Source organism: Achromobacter agilis, assembly GCF_900496965.1.
GTDB classification, from domain to species: Bacteria; Pseudomonadota; Gammaproteobacteria; order Burkholderiales; family Burkholderiaceae_B; genus Achromobacter; species Achromobacter agilis.
Genome location: NZ_UFQB01000029.1, coordinates 62,366 through 81,634 on the forward strand (window position 1 = coordinate 62,366; position 19,269 = coordinate 81,634).

17 protein-coding genes and 1 pseudogene are annotated in these 19,269 nt (G+C 66.2%); 17 read left to right on the top strand and 1 reads right to left on the bottom strand.

Features of this window, described 5'->3' with window-relative positions; translation table 11 throughout:
- Positions 1-333 precede the first annotated feature (333 nt).
- The 15 genes from gyrA (at position 334) to cysM (ending at position 16,937) form a co-directional block, all read left to right on the top strand.
- Positions 334-2,997, top strand: coding sequence for a DNA gyrase subunit A (gene gyrA / locus AGI3411_RS25960; RefSeq protein WP_129530193.1), 2,664 nt, complete (start codon positions 334-336; stop codon positions 2,995-2,997).
- The gene (gene serC, locus AGI3411_RS25965) at positions 2,997-4,127 is read left to right on the top strand and encodes a 3-phosphoserine/phosphohydroxythreonine transaminase (RefSeq protein ID WP_165359277.1); all 1,131 of its coding nucleotides are present in this window, start codon (positions 2,997-2,999) and stop codon (positions 4,125-4,127) included. Before gyrA ends, serC begins: the two co-directional genes overlap by 1 nt.
- Positions 4,120-5,205, top strand: coding sequence for a prephenate dehydratase (gene pheA / locus AGI3411_RS25970; protein WP_129530195.1), 1,086 nt, complete (start codon positions 4,120-4,122; stop codon positions 5,203-5,205). Before serC ends, pheA begins: the two co-directional genes overlap by 8 nt.
- An 11-nt stretch (positions 5,206-5,216) precedes the next feature.
- A complete protein-coding gene (gene hisC / locus AGI3411_RS25975) occupies positions 5,217-6,338 on the top strand; it encodes a histidinol-phosphate transaminase (RefSeq protein ID WP_129530196.1) in 1,122 nt (373 codons plus the stop codon).
- Positions 6,335-7,237 carry a prephenate dehydrogenase gene (locus AGI3411_RS25980; protein ID WP_129530197.1) on the top strand — a complete coding sequence of 301 codons (903 nt, stop codon included), beginning with the start codon at positions 6,335-6,337 and terminating at the stop codon, positions 7,235-7,237. Before hisC ends, AGI3411_RS25980 begins: the two co-directional genes overlap by 4 nt.
- 5 nt (positions 7,238-7,242) lie before the next feature.
- Positions 7,243-8,565, top strand: a complete 1,323-nt coding sequence (gene aroA, locus AGI3411_RS25985) for a 3-phosphoshikimate 1-carboxyvinyltransferase (RefSeq protein WP_129530198.1) — start codon at positions 7,243-7,245, stop codon at positions 8,563-8,565.
- 12 nt (positions 8,566-8,577) lie between these two features.
- On the top strand, positions 8,578-9,270 hold the full coding sequence (cmk, locus tag AGI3411_RS25990; protein WP_208748178.1) for a (d)CMP kinase: 693 nt from the start codon (positions 8,578-8,580) through the stop codon (positions 9,268-9,270).
- Between the two features lie 207 nt (positions 9,271-9,477).
- On the top strand, positions 9,478-11,190 hold the full coding sequence (gene rpsA, locus AGI3411_RS25995) for a 30S ribosomal protein S1 (protein WP_165359278.1): 1,713 nt from the start codon (positions 9,478-9,480) through the stop codon (positions 11,188-11,190).
- A gap of 3 nt (positions 11,191-11,193) precedes the next feature.
- Positions 11,194-11,553 carry an integration host factor subunit beta gene (locus tag AGI3411_RS26000; RefSeq protein WP_129530200.1) on the top strand — a complete coding sequence of 120 codons (360 nt, stop codon included), beginning with the start codon at positions 11,194-11,196 and terminating at the stop codon, positions 11,551-11,553.
- A gap of 165 nt (positions 11,554-11,718) precedes the next feature.
- Positions 11,719-12,033, top strand: a complete 315-nt coding sequence (locus AGI3411_RS26005; RefSeq protein WP_043542997.1) for a LapA family protein — start codon at positions 11,719-11,721, stop codon at positions 12,031-12,033.
- 60 nt (positions 12,034-12,093) lie between these two features.
- Entirely contained in the window at positions 12,094-13,308 is a 1,215-nt protein-coding gene (gene lapB / locus AGI3411_RS26010; RefSeq protein ID WP_129530201.1) for a lipopolysaccharide assembly protein LapB, read from the top strand.
- Positions 13,305-14,246 carry a D-glycero-beta-D-manno-heptose-7-phosphate kinase gene (rfaE1, locus tag AGI3411_RS26015; protein WP_129530202.1) on the top strand — a complete coding sequence of 314 codons (942 nt, stop codon included), beginning with the start codon at positions 13,305-13,307 and terminating at the stop codon, positions 14,244-14,246. The genes lapB and rfaE1 overlap by 4 nt, the downstream gene beginning before the upstream one ends.
- A complete protein-coding gene (gene rfaD / locus AGI3411_RS26020) occupies positions 14,243-15,232 on the top strand; it encodes an ADP-glyceromanno-heptose 6-epimerase (protein WP_129530203.1) in 990 nt (329 codons plus the stop codon). The genes rfaE1 and rfaD overlap by 4 nt, the downstream gene beginning before the upstream one ends.
- 204 nt (positions 15,233-15,436) lie before the next feature.
- Positions 15,437-15,946, top strand: a complete 510-nt coding sequence (locus tag AGI3411_RS26025; protein ID WP_129530204.1) for a ComEA family DNA-binding protein — start codon at positions 15,437-15,439, stop codon at positions 15,944-15,946.
- An 82-nt stretch (positions 15,947-16,028) separates the two neighbouring features.
- A complete protein-coding gene (gene cysM / locus AGI3411_RS26030) occupies positions 16,029-16,937 on the top strand; it encodes a cysteine synthase CysM (protein ID WP_129530205.1) in 909 nt (302 codons plus the stop codon).
- A 69-nt stretch (positions 16,938-17,006) separates the two neighbouring features.
- Here cysM and mltB read toward each other — a convergent pair whose 3' ends face one another.
- Positions 17,007-18,170, bottom strand: coding sequence for a lytic murein transglycosylase B (gene mltB / locus AGI3411_RS26035; RefSeq protein WP_129530206.1), 1,164 nt, complete (start codon positions 18,168-18,170; stop codon positions 17,007-17,009).
- Positions 18,171-18,180: 10 nt separating this feature from the next.
- Here mltB and AGI3411_RS26040 point away from each other — a divergent pair, with 10 nt between their 5' ends.
- Positions 18,181-19,104, top strand: a complete 924-nt coding sequence (locus AGI3411_RS26040) for a histone deacetylase family protein (RefSeq protein WP_208748180.1) — start codon at positions 18,181-18,183, stop codon at positions 19,102-19,104.
- Between the two features lie 70 nt (positions 19,105-19,174).
- A pseudogene (locus AGI3411_RS26045) lies at positions 19,175-19,269 on the top strand (electron transfer flavoprotein subunit beta/FixA family protein); the annotation flags it as partial.

Here is a 19,269-nt window from a genome sequence, read left to right on the forward strand (position 1 = left end):
GCAACGCCAAGAGCTGGTTCAAAGGAATAGCTACTGGGTTTCCTGCGTGCTGGAAACAATCTTAAGGCATTTGGGGGGCTTTGGCTTCCCTGGACAGGCGCATTAACGCTGGATATGACGTTTTCGGCACTCCATCGGTTTTCCATGTTGGTTTTTGACAACAGGCCCGCAGGGCGCGGGCGGCCGTGCCGGCGGCCGCGTCCCGATCTGGCCCCGCCTGGTCCGCCTGGGCGCCACTTCGGGCGGCCCTTCTGACCGCTCCGCGAATCGAATGATAGAATTTCCTGTTTACCCGGCCCGGGTTCCTCCTTACACGATTCTGTCGTTATATATATGGATTCCTTTGCCAAGGAGACGCTTCCGGTATCGCTGGAAGAAGAGATGCGCCGCAGTTACCTCGATTACGCGATGAGCGTGATCGTCGGTCGGGCGCTACCGGATGTGCGGGACGGCCTCAAGCCCGTCCACCGGCGCGTGCTCTACGCGATGCACGAACTGAACAACGACTGGAACCGCGCCTACAAGAAGTCGGCGCGTATCGTCGGGGACGTCATCGGTAAATACCACCCCCACGGCGACCAGTCCGTCTATGACACCATCGTCCGCATGGCGCAGGATTTCTCCATGCGCTACATGCTGGTCGACGGCCAGGGCAACTTCGGCTCCATCGACGGCGACAACGCCGCGGCGATGCGTTACACCGAAATCCGCCTGGCCAAGATCGCGCACGAGCTCCTGGCCGACATCGACCAGGAAACGGTGGACTTCGGCCCCAACTACGACGGCAGCGAACAAGAACCGCTGCTGTTGCCGTCGCGCCTGCCCAACCTGCTGGTCAACGGCAGCTCGGGCATCGCGGTGGGCATGGCTACCAATATTCCGCCCCACAACCTGCAGGAAGTGGTCGACGGCTGCCTGTACTGCCTGCGCAATCCGGCGTGCTCGGTCGATGAGCTCATGGAGCTCATCCCAGCGCCTGATTTCCCCACGGGCGGCGTCATTTACGGCATGTCCGGCGTGCGCGAGGGCTACCGTACGGGCCGCGGCCGCGTCATCATGCGCGCCAAGACCCACTTCGAAGACATGGAAAAGGGCAACCGCCAGGCCATCGTGGTCGACGCGATCCCCTACCAGGTCAACAAGAAGACGCTGCAGGAACGCATTGCCGAGCTCGTCAACGACAAGAAGATCGAAGGCATCTCCGACATCCGCGACGAGTCCGACAAGGACGGCATGCGCCTGGTCATCGAGCTCAAGCGCGGCGAGGTGCCCGAGGTCGTCCTCAATAACCTGTACAAGAACACCCAGCTCCAGGACACCTTCGGGATGAACCTGGTGGCGCTGGTTGACGGCCAGCCCCGTCTGCTCAACCTGAAGCAGATGATCGACTACTTCCTGCAGCACCGCCGGGAAGTGGTCACGCGCCGCACGGTGTTCCAGTTGCGCAAGGCCCGCGAACGCGGCCACGTGCTGGAAGGCCTGGCCGTCGCGCTGGCCAACATCGACGATTTCATCGCGATCATCAAGGCGGCGCCGACCCCTCCGGTCGCCCGCCAGGAACTGATGGCGAAGTCGTGGGATTCGTCCCTGGTTCGCGAGATGCTGTCGCGCGCCGACGGCGACACGCCGGGAGGCCGCGCGGCCTTCCGTCCGGACGACCTGGGCGTCGAGTTCGGCCTCCAGGGCGACGGCATGTACCGCCTGAGCGACACGCAGGCCCAGGAAATCCTGAACATGCGCCTGCAACGCCTGACCGGGCTGGAGCAGGACAAGATCGTCGGCGAATACAAGGACATCATGTCCACCATCGCCGATCTGCTGGACATCCTGGCGCGCCCCGAGCGCATCACCACGATCATCAGCGAAGAGCTGCAGGCCATCAAAGCTGAATTCTCGACCGGCGCGAAGGATACGCGCCGCTCGGAAATCGAGCTGAACGCGACCGAACTCGACACCGAAGATCTGATCACGCCGACCGACATGGTCGTGACGCTGTCGCACGGCGGCTACATCAAGAGCCAGCCGCTGTCCGAGTACCGTTCGCAAAAGCGCGGCGGACGCGGCAAGCAGGCCACGGCGATGAAGGAAAACGACTGGATCGACCAGCTGTTCATCGCCAACACGCACGATTTCCTGCTGTGCTTCTCCAACCGCGGCCGCGTGTACTGGCTGAAGGTCTGGGAAGTGCCGCAAGGCACGCGCAACTCTCGCGGCAAGCCCATCGTGAACATGTTCCCGCTGGCGGAAGGCGAGAAGATCACCGTGGTCCTGCCGGTCAAGGAATTCAGCGAAGACCACTACGTGTTCATGGCGACCTCGCGCGGCACGGTCAAGAAGACCCCGCTGTCCGACTTCTCCAACCCGCGCAAGGCCGGCATCATCGCCGTGGACCTCGATGACGGCGATTACCTGATCGGCGCCGATCTCACCGACGGCAAGCACGACGTCATGCTGTTCTCCGACGCCGGCAAGGCCGTGCGCTTCGACGAGAACGACGTGCGCCCGATGGGCCGCAACGCCCGCGGCGTGCGCGGCATGATGCTGGAAGACACCCAGACCGTGATCGCGCTGCTCGTCGCCGGCGACGAAACGCAAAGCGTGCTGACCGCCACTGAAAATGGCTATGGCAAGCGCACGCCGATCACCGAGTACACGCGCCACGGCCGCGGCACCAAGGGCATGATCGCCATCCAGACCAGCTCGCGCAACGGCAAGGTGGTTGGCGCCGTGCTGGTCATGCCTTCCGACGAGATCATGCTGATCACGACGGGCGGCGTCCTGGTGCGCACCCGCGTCTCTGAAATCCGTGAAATGGGCCGCGCGACGCAAGGCGTCACGCTCATCAACGTCGACGACGGCAGCTCGCTGTCGGGCGTGCGCCGGGTCGTGGAAAGCGACGCGGACGATGACGGCGACCTGGATGCGGACGACCAGGACACTGACGGCGGCGACGACGCGGCGGATACGACGGATTCGACGGAACCTACGGAGCAATAATGGCCCGCCCCTGGAACTTCTCGGCAGGCCCCTCGGCCTTGCCCGAGGTGGTGCTGCAGCAAGCTGCTGCGGAAATGCTGGACTGGCACGGCAGCGGCATGTCCGTGATGGAAATGAGCCATCGCGGCAAGCACTTCGTGCAGATCTGCGACGAAGCAGAATCGGACTTGCGCGACCTGCTGGGCCTGTCGGCGGATTACGCCGTCATGTTCATGCAGGGCGGGGGTTCCGGGGAAAACGCCATCGTACCCATGAACCTCATGGGGCGCCGCGGTACGCCGGCGGCCGACTTCGTCGTGACGGGCCACTGGTCCAAGCGCTCGTACAAGGAAGCCGGGCGTTACGGCAGCGCGCAAGTGGCGGCGAGCAGCGAGCGGGCCATCGAACTGGATGGCCGCGAGCAGGCGCCGCTGACCTGGGTGCCGCCGGTCGATACCTGGCAGGTGCGCAAGGATTCCGCCTACCTGCACCTGTGCAGCAATGAAACCATCGGCGGCGTCGAGTTCATGGACTGGCCCGACACCGCCGACCTGGGCGCGCCCGACGTGCCGCTGGTCGTCGACGCTTCCTCGCATTTCCTGTCGCGTCCGATGGACGTGACGCGCTGCGGAATGATGTATGCCGGCGCACAGAAAAACGCCGGCCCAGCCGGCGTGACCATGGTCATCGCGCGCCGCGACCTGATCGGCCATGCCCTGCCGATCTGCCCGTCCGCGTTCGACTACGCCAACGTGGCCGCCGAGCATTCGCGCTACAACACGCCGCCCACGTTCGCGATCTACATCGCCGGCCTGGTATTCAAGTGGGTCAAGGCCAACGGCGGCGTGGCGGGCATGGAAGCTGCCAACAAGGCCAAGGCCGATCTGCTGTATGGCTACCTGGACAGCTCCTCGTTCTACCGCAACCCCATTCACGCGCCCGTGCGCTCGCGCATGAACGTGCCGTTCGTGCTGCGCGACGAATCGCTCAACGACGCCTTCCTGCAAGGCGCGGACGCGGCCGGCCTGACGCAGCTGAAGGGCCACAAGAGCGTGGGCGGCATGCGTGCCTCCATCTACAACGCCGTGCCCCTGGCCGGGGTGTCGGCACTGGTCGAGTACCTGAAGGAATTCGAGCGTCGCTATGGATGATGACCTGCAGCGCAAGCTGCGCCCCCTACGCGCCCGCATCGATGCGTTGGACGCACAGATCCTCGAACTGCTGACGCAGCGCGCGAGCGCTGCGCTGGAAGTGGGCGAGGCCAAGCACGCCGCGCACGCCGACGGCCCGGTGCTGCGCCCCGAGCGCGAAGCCGAAGTCATCCGCCGCCTGCAGCAGACCAACCCCGGCCCCTTCCCGAACGCGGGCGTGGCGGCGGTCTGGACCGAGATCATCTCGGCCTGCCGCGGCCTGGAGCGCGGCATGACGGTTGCCTTCCTGGGGCCGCAAGGCTCTTTCTCGGAGCAGGCGGCAATGGAGCATTTCGGCCATGCCGTGCAGAAGCTGCCGTGCGCGTCCTTCGATGAAGTCTTCCGCGCCGTCGAGGCGGGCCAGGCCGATGTGGGCATGGTGCCGGTGGAAAACTCCACCGAAGGCGCCGTCAACCGCAGCCTGGACTTGCTGCTGAACACGCCGCTCAAGATCCTGGGCGAGCGCTCGCTCGTCATCCGCCATTGCCTGATGTCGCTGTCCGGCAGCATGGATGGCATCAAGACGATTTCCGCGCATCCGCAGGCGCTGGCCCAGTGCCAGGGCTGGCTGACGCGCAACTATCCGGACGTGGCCCGCGTGGCCGCCTCCAGCAATTCGGAAGCCGCGCGCGCGGCGGCGGGCGATCCCACGATCGCCGCCATTGCGGGCGAGGTTGCGGCTCCGGCCTGGAACCTGCAGGTTGTCGCGGCCGGCATCCAGGACGACCCCCACAACCGCACCCGGTTCCTGGCCATTGGCAGCATCGAGCCGCTGGTCAGCGGCAACGACAAGACCAGCCTGATCCTGGCGGTGCCGAACCGCGCGGGCGCCGTCTACGAAATGCTGGCCCCGCTGGCGGCCAACGGCGTGTCGATGACGCGTTTCGAGTCCCGGCCCGCCCGCACCGGCCAGTGGGAATACTATTTCTACGTCGACGTGCTGGGGCACCGCAATGATCCCAACGTCGAACGCGCGCTTGCCGCCCTGCAGGCGCAGGTTGCCTACCTGAAAGTGCTGGGTTCCTACCCGGCGTCGTGAGTCTCCACAACATGACCACCGCATCCAAGCCCCTCGCAGCCCCCGCGCACGTCAGCGCCATCGCCCCTTACCAGGCAGGCAAGCCCATCGAAGAACTGGCCCGCGAGTTCGGGCTGGATCCGGCGGGTATCGTCAAGCTGGCGTCCAATGAAAACCCGCTGGGCATGCCCAAGTCGGCGCGCGACGCCATGCTGGCCGCCGCCGAGTCGCTGGCGCGCTACCCGGATCCCAACGGCTTCGATCTGAAGGCGGCGTTGGCCGAACGCTACGGCGTGCCCATGAACTGGATCACCCTGGGCAACGGCTCCAACGACATCCTGGAAATCGCGGCGCTGGCGCTGCTGGAACCCGGCACGTCCGCCGTGTATGCGCAGCACTCGTTCGCGGTGTACCGCCTGGCCACCCAGGCGCGCGGCGCGCGCCACATCGTGGTGCCGGCCAAGGAATACGGCCACGATCTCGACGCGATGTTCGATGCCATCGCGGGCGACACGCGTCTGCTGTTCATCGCCAACCCGAACAACCCCACGGGCACCTTCGTGCCGGGCGAAAAGGTCGCGGCCTTCCTCGAGCGTGTGCACGCCGCCCATGGCGACCGCGTCACGGTCGTGCTGGACGAGGCCTATAACGAATACCTCGATCCCGAATTCCGGTTCGACAGCACCGAGCTGGTGCGCCGCTACCCCAACCTGATCGTGTCGCGCACCTTCTCCAAGGCCTACGGCCTGGCCGGCCTGCGCGTGGGCTTCGCGGTGGCGCAGCCCGTCCTGACCGACCTGCTGAACCGCGTGCGCCAGCCGTTCAACGTCAACACGCTGGCGCAGGCCGCCGCCGTGGCCGCGCTGGGCGACGCCGCCTACCTGGAAGAGGCCTATGCCTCGAACAAGTCGGGCAAGGCGCAGCTGTGCGCCGCGTTCGACCGCCTGACGCTGCGCTACGTGCCCAGCTACGGCAACTTCGTGCTGGTCCACGTCGGCGACGCGCCGCGCATCAATCTCGAGCTGCTCAAGCGCGGCGTGATCGTGCGTCCGGTGGCGGGCGACGGCCTGCCCGAATGGCTGCGCGTGTCCATCGGGCTGCCGGAAGAGAACCAGCGTTTCATTGACGCCTTGACCGCCATCCTGTCCGAATGAACGGCGCTTCACTGTCTTCCGATCAGGGGGCCGCTGGCCCCCTGATTCCTGTATTGGCCGTCGTCGGCGTGGGCCTGATCGGCGGATCCTTCGCCGCGGGGCTGCGCAAGGCCGGGCAGGCGGGCAGGGTGCTGGGGGCGGGACGCAATGCGCAGTCCCTGGCGCGCGCGCTCGAGCTGGGCCTGATCGACGAAGCCGTGTCCCTGGAAGAGGCGGCCGCGCGCGCCGACCTGATCCTGCTGGCGACGCCGGTGGGCGGACTGGCGGACGCGTTGTCGCGCATGCGTGCGCACCTGGGCGCGGATACCGTGCTCACGGATGCCGGCAGCACCAAGGCCGAAGTGGTCGCCGCGGCGCGTGCCGCGCTGGGCGACCGGATCGCGCAGTTCGTGCCGGGCCATCCCATCGCGGGCGCCGAACGCACGGGGCCGGAGGCGGCGGATGCCGATCTTTACCGCAAGCGCACCGTCATCCTGACTCCCTTGCCCGAAAACGGAGCCAGCGCCCTGGATAGGGTGCGCCGCGCCTGGCTGGCGTGTGGGTCGGGCGTGATCGACATGGATGCGGATGCCCACGACCGGGTGCTGGCGTCGGTCAGCCACTTGCCGCACCTGCTGTCGGCGGCCTATATGGAACAGGTCGCCACGGCCGCCGATGCCGCGACCCGTCTCGACCTGGCCGGCAGCGGTTTTCGCGATTTCACGCGCATCGCGGCGGGTTCGCCCGAGATGTGGCGAGATATTTTCCTGTCCAACCGCGACGCGATGCTGGCCGAGATCGCCGGCGTCCGCGCAGTGCTGGACCGTGCCGAACGCGCCATCGCCGATGGCGACGGCGCGGCTTTGTTGACGCTGCTGGAGACGGCGGCCCGCGCGCGCCGCAACTGGCGCAAGGAGTAGCTGACATGGGCGCTTTGCCTTATCTCGATCTGCCGCGCGTACGGCAAGCGCGGGGCGTCATGGCCCTGCCGGGCTCCAAGAGCATTTCCAACCGCGTGTTGCTGCTGGCCGCGATCGCCGAAGGCAGCACGCTCATCAGCGGCCTGCTGGATTCGGACGACACCCGGGTGATGCTGGCCGCCTTGCGCCAGCTTGGCGTGCAGGTGTCCGAGCTGGAGGCCGGCCGGGTCACGGTGCAGGGCGTGACGCGCTTCCCCGTCGAAAGCGCGGACCTGTTCATGGGCAACGCCGGCACCGCCATCCGTCCGCTGACCGCGGCGCTGGCGCTGATGGGCGGCGACTATCGCCTGTCGGGCGTGCCGCGCATGCACGAACGCCCCATCGGCGATCTGGTCGACGCGCTGAACGCGCTGGGCGCGCGCATCGATTATCTGGGCCAGCCGGGCTATCCGCCCCTGCATATCGGCCGCGGCGACATCGCCGAGAACGCGGTGACGCAGGTGCAGGGATCGGTGTCCAGCCAGTTCCTGACGGCCTTGCTGCTCGCCGCGCCGCTGCAGGCGCGCAGCAGCGGCAAGCCGGTCACGATCGAGGTCGCGGGCGAACTCATTTCCAAGCCGTATATCGAGATCACGCTGAACCTGATGGCGCGCTTCGGCGTCCAGGTGCGGCGCGATGGCTGGAGCCGCTTCGTCATCGAGGGCGGCGCGGCCTACCGCAGCCCCGGGCAGATCGCCGTCGAGGGCGATGCGTCCACGGCGTCCTATTTCCTCGCGCTGGGCGCGATCGGGGGCGGTCCGCTGAGGGTGACCGGCGTGGGCGCCGACAGCATCCAGGGCGACGTTGCGTTCGCGGCGACCCTGGCCGACATGGGCGCCGCCGTGAGCTACGGCCCCGACTGGATCGAGGTGTCCGGCGCGCGCGTCGCCGAGGGCGAGCGCCTGAAGGCCTTCGACACGGATTTCAACCTGATTCCCGATGCGGCCATGACCGCGGCGGCCCTGGCGCTGTTCGCCGATGGCCCGTGCCGCCTGCGCAATATCGGCAGTTGGCGCGTCAAGGAAACGGACCGCATCCATGCCATGCAGACCGAACTGGCGAAGCTGGGCGCGCAGGTGGAATCGGGGCCGGATTGGCTGCGCGTGACGCCGCCCGCCCAGGAGGGCTGGCGCGACGCCCATATCGGTACCTGGGACGACCATCGCATGGCGATGTGCTTCTCGCTGGCGGCCTTCGGCCCGTCGACCGTCCGTATTCTCGATCCGGGTTGCGTCAGCAAGACGTTCCCGGGTTATTTTGATGTCTACGCGGGCCTGGTTGCGGCCTAGCGAAAGTTGCCCATGACTTTGATTTCCTCCGAAACTTCCTCCGCCGTCCCGGTCATCACGATCGACGGCCCCACCGCGTCCGGCAAAGGCACCGTGGCCCATCGCGTCGCCAAGGCGCTGGGCTGGACGGTGCTCGACAGCGGCGCGCTCTACCGCCTGACCGCCCTGGCGGCGCTCAACCGCGGCCTGTCCGCCGACGACGAGCCCGCCGTCGCCGGGGTGGCCGAAACCCTGGACGTGCGCTTCGATGGCCCCCATATCTACCTGGAGGGCAGGGAGGCCGGCCACGACATCCGCCGCGAGGAAGTCGGCAATTTCGCCTCCCGCGTGGCGGCCTTTCCGCGCGTGCGCCAGGCGCTGCTCGAGCGTCAGCGCGCCTTCCGGCTGGCCCCGGGCCTGGTGGCGGACGGCCGGGACATGGGCACGGTGGTGTTTCCCGATGCGCCCCTGAAGGTGTTCCTGGTCGCCGACGTAGTCGCGCGGGCGCAGAGGCGCTGTAAGCAGTTGATCGAAAAGGGAATTTCTGCTAATCTAGACGACCTTCTGCGGGATATGCGCGAGCGGGACGCCCGCGACATGGGGCGAACTACGGCGCCCTTGGCTCCTGCAGCGGATGCACACGTGCTGGATTCGTCTGATTTGACGGTTGCGGAAACGGTGCAGGCAATACTGGATTTCTGGAAGCGCGCCTCGGCGGACCGCTGACCCGTCCAGGGTCGGCCCACCCGGTTCCTTCGCGGGTCCACAAGCAGTTTCCTGATTATTTTTTTCGGCCCTGTTCAAGCATGGCGCAACCCCCACGGGCCACCCCGCAAGGGCGAACCGGCAAACAGGTATTTTGACTCCACTGTGGCGGGCAATCCGCTGCGGTGTGTATTTAACGGCCATTTCGGCCCAATGGATTTCAACCCCATGTCTTCCGTTTCCACTACCGCCACCGGCGGCGAAAGCTTCGCCGACCTTTTCGCACAAAGCCTCAAGAGCCAGGACATGAAGTCCGGCGAGGTCATCAGCGCCGAAGTCGTGCGCGTCGACCACAACTTCGTCGTCGTCAACGCCGGCCTGAAGTCCGAAGCGCTGATCCCCCTGGAAGAGTTCCTGAACGACCAGGGCGAGCTCGAAGTGCAACCCGGCGACTTCGTCTCGGTGGCCATCGATTCCCTGGAAAACGGCTACGGCGACACCATCCTGTCGCGTGACCGCGCCAAGCGCCTGTCGGCCTGGCTGCAACTGGAAAAGGCCCTGGAAAACGGCGAGCTGGTCACCGGCACCATCACGGGCAAGGTCAAGGGCGGCCTGACCGTCATGACCAACGGCATCCGTGCGTTCCTGCCGGGTTCGCTGGTGGATCTGCGTCCGGTCAAGGACACGACCCCGTACGAAGGCAAGACCCTCGAATTCAAGGTCATCAAGCTCGACCGCAAGCGCAACAACGTCGTGCTGTCGCGTCGCCAGGTGCTGGAAGCCAGCATGGGCGAAGAGCGTCAGAAGCTGCTCGAAACCCTGCACGAAGGTGCTGTGGTCAAGGGAGTGGTCAAGAACATCACCGACTACGGCGCGTTCGTGGACCTGGGCGGCATCGACGGCCTGCTGCACATCACCGACATGGCCTGGCGCCGTGTGCGTCACCCCTCCGAAGTCCTGCAAGTGGGTCAGGAAGTCGAAGCCAAGGTCCTCAAGTTCGACCAGGAAAAGAGCCGCGTCTCGCTGGGCGTCAAGCAACTGGGCGAAGATCCGTGGGTGGGCCTGGCTCGCCGCTACCCGCAGGGCACCCGCCTGTTCGGCAAGGTCACGAACCTGACCGACTACGGCGCGTTCGTTGAAGTCGAAGCCGGCATCGAAGGCCTGGTCCACGTGTCCGAAATGGACTGGACCAACAAGAACGTCGATCCGCGCAAGGTCGTTACCCTGGGCGAAGAAGTCGAAGTCATGGTCCTGGAAATCGACGAAGACCGTCGTCGTATCTCCCTGGGCATGAAGCAGTGCCGCCAGAACCCGTGGGAAGAGTTCGCCACCAACTTCAAGCGTGGTGACAAGGTCCGCGGCGCCATCAAGTCGATCACCGACTTCGGCGTGTTCGTCGGCCTGCCCGGCGGCATCGATGGCCTGGTCCACCTGTCCGACCTGTCGTGGACGGAAGCTGGCGAAGAAGCCGTGCGCAACTTCAAGAAGGGCGACGAGATCGAAGCCGTGGTTCTGGGCATCGATACCGACAAGGAACGCATCTCGCTGGGCATCAAGCAGCTGGAAGGCGACCCCTTCAACAACTTCGTCGCCACCTTCGACAAGGGCGCCGTTGTTCCGGGCACCATCAAGTCCGTCGAAGCCAAGGGCGCCGTCGTGACGCTGTCCGTGGACGTCGAAGGCTACCTGCGCGCTTCCGAGATCTCCTCGGGCCGTGTCGAAGATGCCACTACCGTCCTGAACGCCGGCGAAAACATCGAAGCCATGATCGTCAACATCGACCGCAAGACGCGTTCGATCCAGCTGTCGATCAAGGCCCGTGACAACGCCGAAACCGCCGAAACGATCCAGCGCATGTCCGACGCCAGCGCTTCGTCCGGCACCACCAACCTCGGCGCGCTGCTGAAGGCCAAGCTGGACCAACAGCGCAACGACGGTTAATTCGTGACCAAGTCGGAGCTGATCGCCGCCTTGGCGGCCCGCTATCCTCAGCTGGCCGCCCGCGACACCGATTACGCGGTCAAGACCGTCCTCGATGCAATGACCCAGGCCCTGGCCTCGGGCCAGCGCATCGAGATCCGCGGTTTTGGCAGCTTTTCGCTGTCGCAGCGGTCTCCCCGCATCGGGCGCAACCCGAAATCCGGCGAACAGGTGCTGGTGCCTGGTAAACAGGTGCCGCACTTCAAGGCGGGCAAGGAATTGCGCGAGCGGGTCGACTTGGCCGGCGGCAATGACGAGGACGCTCAATCCTCTGGATCGAGTGACCCGATGCCGTCGATGGCGAGTCTGCACGCCATCCATTGACGGCACGGCTGAAAGGCTGCCTTCGGGCGGATCGGACCGCGAACAAAGCCCCTTGAGCAATCAAGGGGCTTTGTTTTTCCGGCAGTCGGATACGGGGTTTTTTCTCGCGGCAGGCGGGAGACGTCGCTTACAATTGAAAGTCTTGAATTCTTAGGAGCATGCGCCATGCGCTACCTAGTCTGGGCCCTGCGATTGCTCGTGTTTGTTGCGGTATTGATGTTCGCCCTGAAGAACACCGATCCGGTTGCCGTGAAGTTCTACGCCGATTACGTGGTGCAGGACGTTCCGCTCATCGTGGTGATGCTGGTCGTTTTCGTGCTGGGCGCCCTGTTCGGTCTCTTGCTGACTGTGCCCGCCGCCATGCGCCGCCGCCGCGAGGCCATGCGTCTGCGCCGTGAACTGGACCGTGTCCAGGCCGCGGTGAATGGCACCACGCCCGTCGTGCCCCCTGAGGCCGTTGCGCCGATGTCGCCGCTGTAATGCCGTTGCGTACGCCGCAGATCGCCTTTTCCGCACCGACCTATCGCAAGAGCCCGAACCGTGGATTTTGAACCTTGGTGGTTGATTTTCGTGCCGGTGCTGTTCGCGCTGGGCTGGTTGGCCGCGCGCTTCGACATCCGGCAAATGCTGCGGGAAACCCGCAGCCTGCCCGATTCGTATTTCCGGGGCCTGAACTTCCTGCTCAATGAAGAGCCGGACCGCGCCATCGACGCCTTCGTCGAAGTCGCCAAGCTGGACCCCGAAACCACCGAGCTGCACTTCGCGCTGGGCAGCCTCTTTCGCCGCCGCGGCGAGATGGAGCGCGCCATCCGCGTGCATCAAAGCCTGCTTAACCGGTCGGACCTGCCCGCCGCCGAGCGCGAGCATGCCCAACACGAACTGGCCCAGGATTTCCTGAAGGCCGGCATGCTGGACCGCGCGGAAAGCGGCTTCGAGCAGCTCAAGGACACCCGCTACGCCTTGCCGGCGCTGCGCTCGCTGATCCGCATCTTCGAATCGGAACACGATTGGCCGCGCGCCATCGAGGCCGTGAAGACGCTGCAGGGCTTGGTCGACGAGCCGGTGCCGCAGATCGTGCACTATTACTGCGAGCAGGCGCAATCCGCGCTGTCGTCCAAGCCGGCCGACATCGAGGCGGCCCACAAGGCGCTGGACGCCGCCGACCACGCCCTGTCGGCCATCGACGCCGCATCGAGCCGGGGCGCCATGGTGCGCACCGCGATGCTGCGCGCGCGACTGGCCCTCATCGAACAGGATCCGAAGCGCGAAAGGCTGTACCTGGAATCGGTCATGACCGACGCCGCGGAATATTCGGGTCTGGTCGCCGAACAGGTGCTGGCCAACTACCGCGCCGCCAACCAGGCGGAAGCCGGGCTGGAAGTGCTGCAGAAGCAGTACGAGCGCCACGCCTCGCTGGACCTCTTCAATGTGCTGTTCCGCGAACTGCGCGTCCAGCAGGGCGCCGCGCCGGCATGGACCTTCGCCCGCAGCGCCTTGCGCAGCCATCCGTCCCTGTTGGGCCTGGATCGCCTGCTGGAGGCCGAACTGGCCAATCCGGAAGGCGGCGCGGACCACGTTCCGGTGCCGGGTGCCGACCTGACGCTGCTGCGCAGCCTCATCCACAAGCATACGCAGCGGCTGGACCGCTACGCATGCCGCAGTTGCGGTTTTCAAGCGCGTCGCTTTTACTGGCAGTGTCCCGGCTGCAACGCCTGGGAAACCTACGCGCCGCGCCGTCTGGAAGAACTTGAATGAAATCTTTTCCCGCCGAAGCCATTTCGCATAGCCGCGTACTCGTGGTGGGCGACGTGATGCTGGACCGATATTGGTTCGGCGAGGTCGAACGCATTTCGCCGGAAGCGCCGGTTCCCGTGGTGCGTGTGGCCCGCCGCGAAGACCGCCTGGGCGGTGCCGCGAACGTTGCCCGCAACGTGGCCGCGCTGGGCGGGCACGTGACCCTGGTGGGTGTGCTGGGCGAGGACGAGGCGGGCGACAGCGTCCGGCGCCTGTCCGCCGAAGCGGGAATCCAGGCCGACCTGATCGCCGATCCGTCCTTGCATACCACCCTGAAAATGCGCGTGCTGGGCAGGCAGCAGCAATTGCTCCGAGTCGATTTCGAGCAGCATCCCGCCCAGGCCGCGCTGGACAGCGTGGACGCCGCGCTGGCGCGCCACCTGGCCAACCACGACATCGTCGTGTTGTCCGACTACGCCAAGGGCGTGCTGACGCGGGTCGAAGCCCTTGTCGCGCTGGCCCGTTCCGCAGGCATTCCGGTGCTGGTGGACCCCAAAGGCGATGACTACACCCGCTATCGCGGCGCAACCCTGGTCACGCCCAACCGCTCGGAAATGCAGCAGGCCGTGGGCCGCTGGAATTCCGAAGCCGAACTGACCGATCGCGCGCAGCGCCTGCGCGCCGACCTGGACCTGGAAGCCCTGCTCGTAACGCGTTCCGAGCAGGGCATGACTTTATTTACCGATGCGGGACGCGACCACATCGACGCGCAGGCGCACGAAGTGTTCGACGTGTCGGGCGCGGGCGATACCGTGCTGGCCACGCTGGCGGTATCGCGCGCCATTGATTTGCCGTGGGCGGACGCCATGGCCTGGGCCAACCGGGCCGGCGGCATCGCCGTGGGCAAGCTGGGCACGTCCGTCGTCACCGCCGCCGAACTGGCAGGAGAATCCTCATGATCGTCGTTACCGGAGCCGCGGGCTTCATAGGCAGCAACCTGGTGCGCGGGCTCAACCGCCGCGGCATCGAGGACATCATCGCGGTCGATGACCTGACCGAAGGCGACAAGTTCGTCAACCTGGTCGACTGCAAAATCGCCGACTACATGGACAAGGACGACTTCCGCCGGCGCATCGCCGATGGCAGCATCGGGGAAGTCCGCGCGGTGCTGCACCAGGGCGCGTGCTCGGACACGACCGAGCGCAACGGCCGCTACATGCTCGACAACAACTACCGGGTCACGCTCGAGCTGTTCGAATTCTGCCAGGCGCGCCGCATCCCCTTCCTGTACGCCTCTTCCGCGGCGGTCTACGGCGGCTCGTCGGTCTACGTCGAGGATCCGGCCAACGAAGGCCCCCTGAACGTCTACGGCTATTCCAAGCTGCTGTTCGATCAGATCCTGCGCCGGCGCATGGACACCCTGACGGCCCAGGTGGTGGGCCTGCGCTATTTCAACGTCTACGGCCCGCACGAGCAGCACAAGGGCCGCATGGCTTCCGTTGCGTTCCACAACATGAACCAGTTCCTGGAACATGGGCACGTGCGCCTGTTCGCGGGCTGGGACGGCTACCCCGATGGCGGCCAGAGCCGCGACTTCATTTCCGTCGAGGACGTGGTCGCCGTGAATCTGCATTTCCTGGACCATTCCGAGCAGTCGGGCATCTTCAATTGCGGCACGGGCCGGGCGCAGCCCTTCAACGACGTGGCCGCCGGCGTGGTCAACGCGCTGCGCGCGGAGCGCGGCGAGGCCGAGCTGACGCTCGCCCAGCTGGTCGAGCAGGGCCTCATCCGCTATATCCCGTTCCCGGATGACCTGAAAGGCCGCTACCAGAGCTACACGCAGGCCGACGTCACGCGGCTGCGCGCGGCGGGCTTCCAGGCGTCGATGCGCGACGTGCAGACAGGCGTGTCGGAGTACGTGCGCTACTGGCGCGCCCGCAAGTAGGGGGCGCATGCGCCGCAAAAAAGCCACCGCCCGGGCGGTGGCTTTTTTTTGCCTCAACGGACGCGGCACCCAGGGAGCGTCGCCTATGCGAGGGTTTGCCGAGGCGGATGTTTCCATTCACAGCGCCGGGCCGGAAGGCGGATCGGACTGCATGATCGGAGCGTGGCCCAACAACCGTTGCGCCTCGTCCTTCAGGAGATCCTCATGAATCCGTTTCTTCATCCCGCCGCGGCACGGCCGTGCCCATCCCCGTCTTCGCAGTGGCGCCGCGCGCGCCGGTCCGGGCCGGCCAACCGTGCGGGTTCCACACCGAAAACGCGCGCTTTGCGGCGGGCGCTGGGCGTGCTGGTCATGATGGCGGGCCTGGGCTTGGCGGCATCGCCGGCGTACGCGGTGGACTTGAACCAGGCGAGCGCGCAGCAGCTCGAAGGCGTGCGCGGCATTGGTCCGCGCACCGCCGAGATCATCGTGCGCGAACGCGAGCGGGGCGGCAAGTTCGAGTCGCTGGACGACCTGGCCGAACGGGTGCGCGGCATCGGCGCGAAAAAGGCGCAGGCCTTGCAGGCCGCGGGCCTGCAGGTCGGCGAGGCAGGGCGGCCGGCCGCCGCGGCCGGTACGACGCCCACGCCCCCTGCCGCTGCGGCCAAGCCGGCGGCCAGACCGCCGGCAGCACCGCCCAGCGCCGCCCGGGCGCCGGTCCGCGCCCGGCCTTGACGGCGCCGCCAGGCTGGGGAAGCCCTGGCGGGAGCGCGGCTTTTAGCGGCGCCTGCCGCCAGGCAGAGTTATTATCGTCCGCATGACTACTACCTATCCCACTATCGAGCAGACCGTCGGCAATACGCCGCTGGTGCGCCTGCAGCGCATCCCCGGGGCCGCGGGCGCCGCACGGAGCAACGTCATCCTGGCCAAGCTGGAGGGCAACAACCCCGCCGGTTCCGTGAAGGACCGTCCCGCGCTGTCGATGATCAAGCACGCGGAAGAACGCGGCGACATCAAGCCGGGCGACACCCTCATCGAAGCCACCAGCGGCAATACCGGCATCGCGCTGGCCATGGCGGCCGCCATGCGCGGTTATCGCATGATTCTCATCATGCCGGACAATCTCTCGGTTGAGCGCCGCGCGGCGATGGCGGCCTATGGCGCCGAGCTGATCCTGACGCCGGCGGACAAGGGCGGCATGGAGTATGCCCGCGACCTGGCCACCGAGATGCAGGCCGACGGCAGGGGCCTGGTCCTGGACCAGTTCGCCAACCCCGACAACCCCCGCGCCCATATCGAAACGACCGGCCCGGAAATCTGGAACCAGACCGAAGGCCGCGTCACGCATTTCGTGAGCGCCATGGGCACGACCGGCACCATCATGGGGGTGTCGACCTACCTGAAATCGCGCAATCCCGCGGTGCAGGTGGTGGGGGCGCAGCCTGCCGAGGGCTCATCCATTCCCGGCATCCGCAAGTGGCCCGAAGCCTACATGCCCAAGATTTTCGACCGCAGCCGCGTCGATGCCTATGAATCCATCCAGCAGTCGGAAGCCGAGGTCATGGCGCGGCGGCTTGCGGCGGAAGAGGGCATTTTCGGCGGAATCTCGTCGGCCGGCGCCCTGGTTGCCGCCCTGCGCGTGGCTGAGCGCGTCAACGACGCCACCATCGTGTTCATCGTGTGCGACCGCGGCGACCGCTACCTCTCCACGGGCGTATTCAACTGAATTGAAAGCACAAAAAAAAGCCCGGGCGATGGTCGCCCGGGTTTTTTTTGTGCGCTTCGCGACCTGCGATCAGCGGCCCACGCGGACTTCGATCTCGTCGGCCAGGTCGGCTACCGAAGTGGCGTAGAAATAGCTGCGGTTGTATTTGGTCAGCGCGAAGAAATTGGGGGTGCCCACGCGGTACTGTGCGGTGCCCCGCGCTTCTTCCACCAGGTCGACAACGCCCAGCGGCTGGCCGGTCCAGCCTTCGCCGGATGCGCCCGGCTGCAAGCGCGCGCCGGCCGCCGTGAGCGTGCCCCAGTTCTGCTTGGGCTCCAGCCCGCCGTCGACGAGCGGCGTTGGGTCGGTGGGCAGCGTCACGGGCGCGAACACCGGCAGGCCGCGCTGCCAGCCGTGCTGCGACAGGAAGCTGCCCACCGACATGATTGCGTCCCGGGTGTTGTTGGTGAGGTCGATATGGCCGTTGTCGTCGCCGTCGACCGCGTAGTGGATGACGCTGGTGGGCATGAATTGCGGCATGCCGATGGCGCCGGCGTATGAGCCGCGGGTTTCGAGGTCCAGCTTGTCCTGCATGACCAGGGTCAGGAAGTCCGCCAGCTGGCCTCGGAACATCGTGGCGCGTTCGGGCTTGGCAGGGTCCGGGTAGTCGAAGGCCAGTGTGGTCAGGGCGTCCAGCACGCGGAAGTTGCCCATATTGCGGCCGTACAGCGTTTCCACGCCGATGATCGACGCAATGATGGGCGCGGGCACGCCGAAGCGCTGCGCTGCCTGGTTGAGCAGGTCACGGTTCTCGTTGTAGAAGTCCACTCCCCAGCCGATGCGCTTGGGTTCGACGAAGCGCGAACGGTACGTCAGCCAGCTGCGCCAGATTTTCCTGCCCGGCGGGGACGGCGCGATTAGGCGCGCGACCGTGGCGTTGTAGCGCGAGCTTTCCAGCGCCGCGACCATCGGGTCCAGCGGCAGTTGGCGATCCGCGGCCAGGCTCTCCACGAACGAACGGACTTCCGGCCGCAGCGCGCCGTTGGCGCCCAGCGCGGCGGGGCCGTCGTCCGACAGTTCGGAGCCAGGGGGCGGCGCTGAGGGGCCAATGCGGATGGAGGCAGGGGCGGATGACGAGGCGGCGGGCTGGGAAGCCGGGGTGGATGCGGAGGTAGCGGTGGGAGCGGTGGTGGAGCAGCCCGCCAGCACGGCGGAAAGGGCTCCGAGTTGCAGTAATCGCCGACAGATGAACATAATCTTCCTTATGGAGACCATGTATCTTACCCACCCGGCATGCCGCTTGCATGAAATGGGCAGTTGGCATCCCGAAAGCCCGCAGAGGCTCGACGCCATTTCAGACCAGCTGCTGGCCAGCGGATTGATGCCATATCTGGATGACCGGCAGGCGCCCCAAGCATCCCGTCACGACCTGTTGCGCGTGCATACTGTCCAGTATCTGAACAGTTTGCGGGAAAACACGCCGGACCAAGGGTATTTCCCTATAGATCCCGATACGCTGATGAATCCGCACACCTACGAGGCCGCGCTGCATGCGGCGGGCGCGGGGGTGGCGGCGGTGGATGCCGTGCTGGGCGGCGAGGCCCGCACGGCCTTTTGCGCGGTGAGGCCGCCCGGGCACCACGCCTGCCGCTCCCAGGCGATGGGATTCTGCTTTCTCAACAACATTGCTATTGCGGCGCAGCATGCGCTGGATTTTCACGGGCTGGCGCGCGTGGCCATCATCGATTTCGACGTGCATCACGGCAACGGCACCGAAGACGTCTTCGCCGGGGACGAGCGCGTGCTGATGTGCAGCTTCTTCCAGCATCCGTTCTTCCCGAACAGCGGGGCGGACCACCCGGCCGCCAACATGCTGAACGTGCCCGTACCGGCCTACACGGCGGGCGCCGCCGTCAGGGCCATCGTGACCGATACGTGGCTGCCCAGGCTGGAGGCGCATCGGCCTGAACTGATCCTGGTGTCTGCCGGTTTCGACGCCCATCGCGAGGACGACATGGGCCAGATGGGCCTGGTCGAAGCGGACTATGCCTGGATCACCGAACGCCTCGTCGAGGTGGCGGATCGGCACTGTCAGGGCCGCATCGTCAGCACGCTGGAGGGCGGTTACAACTTGTCAGCCCTGGGGCGCAGCGTGGTCGCGCATATACGAGCGCTGGCGAAGCTGTAGAATCAGGAAAAAATTGTGCAATGCGATCCCGGCGCATGCCGGGTAATTATTTCCATTTGGAGGCAGCGGGATGAAGGTGTTGGTACCTGTCAAGCGCGTCGTTGACTACAACGTCAAGGTGCGCGTCAAGTCTGATCAGACTGGCGTGGATATCGCCAATGTGAA